Source organism: uncultured Negativibacillus sp., from assembly GCF_944388365.1.
In the GTDB taxonomy this organism is placed as follows: domain Bacteria; phylum Bacillota; class Clostridia; order Oscillospirales; family Ruminococcaceae; genus Negativibacillus.
The window spans coordinates 1-7,905 of the sequence record NZ_CALXIN010000083.1 but is presented as its reverse complement, the minus strand read 5'-3'; the positions used below and the strand labels follow the sequence as shown (position 1 = coordinate 7,905).

Annotated in this window: 5 protein-coding genes; all 5 read left to right on the top strand. The window is 53.3% G+C overall.

The features are described from left to right. The coding region (locus tag Q0L39_RS09525; protein ID WP_296628699.1) for an acyl-CoA dehydratase activase-related protein at positions 1 to 2,918 on the top strand (2,918 nt) is incomplete at its 5' end. 67 nt (positions 2,919 to 2,985) lie between these two features. Further along, positions 2,986 to 4,386, top strand: coding sequence for a 2-hydroxyacyl-CoA dehydratase (locus Q0L39_RS09520; protein WP_296628697.1), 1,401 nt, complete (start codon positions 2,986 to 2,988; stop codon positions 4,384 to 4,386). 109 nt (positions 4,387 to 4,495) lie between these two features. Further along, a complete protein-coding gene (locus Q0L39_RS09515) occupies positions 4,496 to 5,398 on the top strand; it encodes a putative ABC transporter permease (RefSeq protein ID WP_296628694.1) in 903 nt (300 codons plus the stop codon). A gap of 351 nt (positions 5,399 to 5,749) precedes the next feature. Next, positions 5,750 to 6,289, top strand: coding sequence for an RNA polymerase sigma factor (locus Q0L39_RS09510; protein ID WP_296628692.1), 540 nt, complete (start codon positions 5,750 to 5,752; stop codon positions 6,287 to 6,289). Then, positions 6,286 to 7,800, top strand: coding sequence for a hypothetical protein (locus tag Q0L39_RS09505; RefSeq protein WP_296628690.1), 1,515 nt, complete (start codon positions 6,286 to 6,288; stop codon positions 7,798 to 7,800). The genes Q0L39_RS09510 and Q0L39_RS09505 overlap by 4 nt, the downstream gene beginning before the upstream one ends. Positions 7,801 to 7,905: the final 105 nt, after the last annotated feature.

Below are 7,905 nucleotides of genomic sequence, written 5' to 3'. Positions count from 1 at the left end.
AGATCCTGTACAGGATCTATCAGCGCCACCTTTCCCAGGTGCGTCAGGCGACCATCAAAGCCCTGGAAGGAGCCAGAAAATTTTTGCAGGGAGAAAAGTTTCACGCGGCGATCTCCGGCTCGGCAGGACTGGGTCTTGCAGAGGATGCAGGCATCGACTTTGTGCAGGAGGTTTTTGCAACCTACAAGACAGTAATGGAGTATGAGCCAGACACCGACGCAGTGATCGAGCTGGGCGGAGAGGATGCAAAGATCATCTTCCTCAGCGGCGGTCTGGAGGAACGAATGAACGGCAGCTGTGCAGGCGGCACCGGCGCCTTCATCGACCAGATGGCAACTCTGCTGGGTATCAGCACCGAGGAACTGGATGAGCTGAGCCTGCATCATGAGAGAATTTATCCGATTGCGTCCCGCTGCGGCGTCTTTGCAAAAACCGATATTCAGCCGCTGCTCAACCAGGGCGCAAAGAAAGAGGACGTGTCTGCCAGCATCTTCCAGGCGGTCGTCGACCAGACGGTCACCGGACTGAGCCAGGGAAGAAAGATCGAGGGCAAGGTATTGTTCCTGGGAGGACCTCTCTTTTTCTTCAAGGGCCTTCAGCAGCGTTTTGCAGAGACTTTGAAACTGTCCAAAGAAAATGCAGTGTTCCCAACCTGGGCACAGTACTCGGTAGCCATCGGAACAGCCATTTTTACACGCGGACTGGAGCGTTCGTACAGCTATGAGGAGTTTATCAATATCCTCGAAAACGCTTCCTCCCGCTCCAAAACCACCAACTATCTGAAACCTTTGTTTGAGAATGAGGAGGAGCACAACGAATTTGTGCGCCGCCACAGCCAGGCAAACGTTCCGTGGAAGGACATCGCCGATTACAGCGGCGACGCCTACCTCGGCATCGACTGCGGCTCCACCACCACCAAGCTGGTGTTGATGAGCGACTCGTTCGAGACGCTCTACCGCTATTACAGCTCCAGCCAGGGCAATCCGGTGCAGATCGTCCGCGAACAGCTCAAGAAGATTTACGAAGCCTGCGGCGACCGCGTCCACATCCGCTATGCGGTTTCCACCGGTTACGGTGAGGAGCTGATTCAGCACGCCTTCCATCTGGACGACGGCATCGTCGAGACCATCGCCCACTTCAAGGCGGCACAGCACTTTGACCCGAAAGTCGAGTTCATCCTGGACATCGGCGGTCAGGACATCAAGTGCTTCAAGATTAAAAACAACGCCATCGATTCGATCATGCTCAACGAGGCCTGCTCCTCGGGATGCGGCTCGTTTATCGAGACCTTTGCAAAGTCGATGGGATATACCGCCGAGGAATTTGCACGGCTGGGCCTGTTCTCCAAGTATCCGGTGGACCTGGGCTCCCGCTGCACCGTCTTTATGAACTCCTCGGTCAAGCAGGCACAGAAGGACGGCGCCAGCGTCGAGGACATCTCGGCGGGACTTTCGATGAGTGTCGTTAAAAACGTGCTGTATAAGGTCATCCGTGCCAGAAGCGCAGATGAGCTGGGCGAACATATCGTCGTACAGGGCGGTACCTTCTTAAACGACGCCGTACTGCGCAGCTTTGAGCAGGAGATCGGACACAATGTCACCCGACCGGATATCGCCGGTCTGATGGGCGCCTACGGTGCTGCCATCTACGGCAGAGGCATCTATAAGGCAAGCAAGGAGAAAAAAGAAAGCTCGATCCTCAAGATGGATCAGCTGGAAAACTTCGTCCACGAGTCCAAGCCGGTGGTCTGCCAGGGCTGTACCAACCACTGCAACCTGACCATCAATACCTTTGCAGGAGGCGAGCGCTTTATTTCGGGCAACCGCTGTGAGCGTCCGCTGGGACTGGGCAAGGAAAAACAGCTTCCTGACCTGTACCGCTATAAGCTCGAGCAGGTGCGTGCCCTCAGCGAGGAATGTCAGCGTCTGACCGCGGAAAATCACTTCCACCGCGGAACCATCGGCCTGCCGCTGGGACTGAACATGTACGAAAACCTGTTCTTCTGGGTCGAATTTTTCCATAGCCTCCAGTTTAACGTGCTGGTTTCGGACATCTCTTCCCGTGCACTGTACGCAAAAGGTCAGTACTCGGTACCATCCGATACCGCCTGCTATCCGGCAAAACTGATGCATGGACACATCGAGAATCTGCTGGACAAGGGCGTTGACACCATCTTCTATCCGTGCATGAGCTATAACTTTGATGAGCACCGCGGCGACAACCACTTTAACTGTCCGGTCGTTGCCTACTATCCGGAGCTGCTCATCTCCAACGTCGAAAAGCTCCAGCATGTTCGCTATATCTATCCATATCTCAATCTTTCGGCGCGCAAGACCTTCCCGAAAAAGATCTGGGAAGCGCTGCGGGAATATTATCCTGACCTGACGCTGAAGGAAGTGAAACAGGCATCGGACAATGCCTATACCCGCTACTATGCACATCAGAACGACATCAAGGAAAAGGGTGCACAGGCGCTCAGCTATGCAAGAGAGCATGGACTGAAAACCATCGTGCTCTGCGGCAGACCTTACCACATTGATCCGGAGATCAACCACGGCATCAACCAGCAGATCACCTCGCTGGGACTGGTGGTTGTCTCCGAGGACTGTGTCTCCGACCTGGTGGTTCCGGTTCGTCCGAACGTCCTCAACCAGTGGACCTATCATTCGCGTCTGTACAATGCAGCCAAGTATGTCACCGAGCATGACGACTGCGAGCTGGTGCAGCTGGTATCCTTTGGCTGCGGCATCGACGCCATCACCACCGACGAGGTTTCGGCGATTCTGACCCGTGGTGACAAGCTGTATACCCAGCTGAAAATTGATGAAATCAACAATCTGGGCGCAGTCAAGATCCGTCTGCGCTCGCTGATCGGTGCAGTCAAGGAACGTGACGCACAAAAGCAGAATGAGCAATAGAAAAAGAACCGGAGCAGGAGGGAACTGCTCCGGCAAAAAGGCAAAAGGGAGGGTGTGATTTTCACAAATGGAAGAGATCAAAAGAGTGTCTTTTACCAAGGAAATGAAAAAGACTCATACAATTCTGATTCCGACGATGCTTCCGATTCACTTTAAGATTCTGGGAAACGTACTGGAAAACTATGGCTATAAAATCAAGGTCCTGGACAACTTTGGACAGGGCGTCATCGACCAGGGACTCAAAAATGTGCACAACGATACCTGCTATCCCGCACAGCTGGTCATCGGCCAGATGATCGACGCTCTGGAACACTGTGATCTGCCGCTGGACAAGGTGGCACTGCTGATCACACAGACCGGCGGCGGCTGCCGTGCATCCAACTATATCCACCTGCTCAGAAAGGCGCTGGACAAGTGCGGCTACGGCAATATTCCGGTCATCTCCGCCAGCTTTATGAAGAGCGAGCAGTCGGGCGGCTTCTCGCTGCCGGTGACAATGTTGCTTCAGGCCGTCTACGGCTGTCTGTGCGGCGATTTAATCATGACATTGTATAATCAGTGCATCCCGTACGAAAAGCAGGCAGGAGCCAGCCAGAAGGCGGTAGACGACAGTGTCGCCATGGCAGAGAAGCTGTTCTGCAAAAAACTGCTGCGCTGGAAGGAAGTTTCAGCGCTGATGAAGCAGATCATCGAGCGATTCAACAAGGTGGAGCGCCGCAAGGAGGAAAAGATCCGCGTCGGCGTCGTCGGCGAAATCTATGTCAAATATTCGCCGCTCGGAAACAACAACCTGGAAGAATTTCTGCTGTCCGAGGGCTGCGAGGTTGTCTGCCCTGGACTGTTTGACTTTTTGCTGTACTGCACCCACAACGTCGTGTTCGACAATGATCTGTACGGCATCAACGGAGTAAAGGCAGCAGTAATGCGCAAGGTCAATGCTTTTCTGCGCGGCAGAAAGAGCGACATGATCCGTCTGATCGAGCAGAACAGCGATTTCCAGCCGCCGTGCCACTTTGAGAGCACCATCGAGTCGACCAAGGGCTATATCGGCAAGGGCGTCAAGATGGGCGAGGGCTGGCTCTTGACCGCAGAGATGGTCGAGCTGATCCAGCACTACAAGGTTAACAACATCGTCTGCACCCAGCCGTTCGGCTGCCTGCCAAACCACATCTGCGGCAAGGGCGTCATGCGTGTCATCAAGGAGAAAAATCCGCAGGCAAACATCGTTGCGGTGGACTATGACTCCAGTGCTTCTAAGGTCAACCAGCAGAACCGTATCAAGCTGATGTTGGCAAACGCAAGACTGATGAGCGCGCAGCAGAAAGCGCAGGACGATCGGGAGCCTCCGGTAGAACAGCCGCTGGAAGAACAGCAGAGCCACCAAAATCAAAAGGAACTGGTGACAGCATCCGCTGGATTTGCCGCAAGCAGTACGGAGCAGTGTCAGGATGGTCAATACGCGTACTAATTTTTAAAATAGAATCATCAACAGAAACCCCTCTGAAAAGGTTGCCGGCGGTACTGCGGTGCCGCCGGCATCTTTCTTTGGGAAACAGAAAAAGAGGGAGGCTTGTCCTGTGCAGCTGTTTTTGGCATTTTTGGTATACAGCTTTTTAGGCTGGGTGTGTGAAACGGTTTATTGCTCCATCGGACAGAGAAAGTTTGTCAACCGTGGTTTTCTCAATGGGCCGCTTTGTCCGGTATATGGGTTCGGTGCGGTAGCGGTACTGCTGTTTTTGCGTCCACTGCGGGAAAATTTGCTGCTGCTGTTTTTTGGCGGCATGATTTTGACCAGTGTGATCGAATACATCACCGGTTTTGCGCTGGAAAAATTGTTTGCAGCAAAGTGGTGGGATTATTCCAACTATCGCTTTAACATCCACGGCAGAGTGTGTCTGCGCAATTCGCTGATGTTCGGTGTGTTGTCGGTGGTGGCAGCACGTCTGGTCGATCCGGTGGTGCAGGGCATGATCCAGGCGCTGCCGTTTGGAGCGTCAGTGGCTTGCTGTGCCGTCTTTGGCGTGCTGTTGGTCACCGACCTGACCGTGACAGTCCGTACCATCCTCGACCTCAACGGAACGCTCAAACAGCTCCAGCAGCTGGTGGAGCAGGCGCGGCTGGATACCAGCGAGTATCTGCGCCAGAACCAGCAGGAGTTCCAGCAGAAGGTCGAACAGGGCAAGCTGGACTTCGAGCTTGGCAGAATGGAGCTGCGCGAGTTTTTGGAGGAGCGTAAAAACGAACGGATGGCAGAACGTGCCGAACGCCGTGCACAGCGCCGCCGTGAATTGCTTGCCAAACTGACCGATGAACAGCGCGAAGCAATCGAGCATATCGAGCAGCGCATCCGCGAAGGTGCAACCAGAAACAGACTGCTGCGCCGCCGTCTGGTGGAGGCATTCCCAAATATGCGCTCGACCCGTTATCAGGGAGCTTTGGAGCGGATCAAGGAAGAGCTTTTCCGCAAAAAAGGCGAATAAACATACAAAAACAAACAGGGATTCCCATGCAGGGAGTCCCTGTTTGTTTTTTGTCTGTGCTGTGTTTTTTGGCCTTTTCACTGCGCAATATCAATATCATTTGGGACGCAGGACAGGAAATTGCAGGAAAAAAAGAAGGTTGCCTTTTGAGGGTGAATATATTATAATGGTTCTACAATTGGCGTTTTATGCGCTTGTTTGCCATACCAGGGCAAACAAGGCGACCCGACTGCATATCCTGATGTGAACAGGACTGTGACAGGAGTATGGCACTTTTTCAGGAATTTTTTTGGAGAGGACGCAATAAATTGGCGCCTTTCCTGCACTAAACTTATGATGGGTGGTGTAGAGGTGAAATTAGACACAGCATTAGTGCTGGATGCCCAGAAGGGAGGCCAGGAAGGCTTTACCAGGCTTTATCAGGCGGTAGCACCCTCGTTGTATCGAACCGCGTTGTACACCCTCGGCAACAGCCATGACGCGGAAGATGTGGTTTCCGAAACGTTCATCGAGGCGTATCGGGGACTGGGAGCTCTGCGCGATCCGCAGGCGTTTATGCCATGGATCTACCGTATTTTGTCGGCAAGATGCAATCGCAAGATACGTGAATATGTGCGGGCACGCAACGAGATGGATATTGACGAGCTGCTCCATCTGCCTGGAGATCAGGACGAATTTTCCCAGACGGTGCAGCAGCGGACCGACCTTTTACGCGCACTGCAGCAGCTGGGCGATGAGGAGCGGCAGATTGTGATTTTGTCGGTGGTGGATGGTTATACTGCAAGAGAGATTGCGCAGATCATCCAGGCGCCGCAGGGAACAGTCAGCTCCAAACTGTTCCGAGCCTTTAAAAAGATGCGAAAATATTTGGAAGGAGGGAAGCTAAGTTGACAGAAAAGAACAAAGATTGGATGCCGGAAGCGTTGTCCGAACAGGAACAGCAGCAGCTTGCCGATGACCAGGAATTTTTGATGCGACAGTTTTCGGCGCTTTGCTGTCCGGCGCTTCCCGAAGGTTTGTCTGCACAGAATATCTGGGAAAAGATCTGTGCAGGAGAGGGAGACGGACAGATCACCGTCGATCCGTCCACCATAGACGTACAAATGGAAGGGACAGAAGAGAAAGAAACTGTCCTTGAATCAGAGACAGAAAATCCTTCGAAGGAAAAGAACAATGTAATCATCTTCCCGCAAAAGGAAGAACAGCAGGAAAAAGTCCGCACCATTTCGGCTGCACAGCGCAGACGTCGCTGGGCAATCGCCTGCACCTTGGTGCTGGTTGTCGGATTGTCGGCAGCCTTCTGGAAATATGGACGGACGTCGATGAATGCAGGAGGTGCGATCGTACAGAATACGGCCGCAGCTGACCAGGCGACCGAAGAAGCCGTCGAGGAATCTGCCGAGGTGGAAGAAACCGTAGAAGCGGTGGAGGATGAATCGGCAACACAGGAAGCTGCAATGCCAAAGGCAGTCATGCAGCAGGCACCGCAGGTAGCAAATGAAGCTCCGCAGACAGAATCGGGAACAACGAGTGCCGATTCCGTACAGCCGCAGTCGGAACCTTCGGCACAGTCGAATGATGCGCCGGCAGTGCAGTCGGATGCCGCAGGAAACCAGCAGGATACCCAGGAACGGGAGGAACTCCGTCAGCGGATGCTGGATTCTCTGGCGTCTCCACAGCAGGAGAAGGCTGTGACCGAAAGCACCGTAACCGAGCAGCAAGACGAAGAGCAGGTCAATCCGACCACCGGTGGTAAAGGAGAGACCCCAAAAGCGGAACCACAGACAGGCGTGATGATGGCACAGGTACCGCAGGAACAAACCGAGAGCGAATCTGCCCAACCGGAGACCGAGACAACAACCGAGGCAGCCAATGCTCTGGAAGAAGGACTCAATCAGGCCCAGCAGAGCAAAGTGCAGACCTATTCGGTCAAAGGCGGCAGCCTTTCCTATGATCCGTCCACTGCTACAATGACAGTGCTCTATCGGAATGGAGAACAGGCGGCAACCGTTCAGCTGGCAGCCAATGCGCAGGTGCTCGCTTCGGAACGCAGCTTTGCAGAGCTTGTGTCGGATGAACAGGCCAATACCGTTACCATGACAGTATACAGCCTGGAGGAATTGTCCAAACCGGAAAAGGTCAACAGCATTTGCCATCAGGGAACGCTGTTTGATATTTACCAGTCCGGCACCGACAGCTATACCCTGATGACCAGTGTATGGTTTACCAGAGAGCAGATCGAAGCGGGAGACTTCCTGCCGACGATTGACAGCAGCGAGATTGAGCTGAAGAAGATCAACATCATCGAAGGCTATGGACAGCAGGAGGAGATTAACTATCTGCTGACCAGCACCTTGACGATGGATTCCACCAAGACAAGAGCGGATCTGTATCTGAAATAACAGCAAATCAAAAAAGAGCCATCGCACAACAGTGAAGTGACCCCCAAAAGTTAGACAATATTTGAAAGTAAAAATTGTTTAAGCAACCGAAAGGGCTTGTTGTCT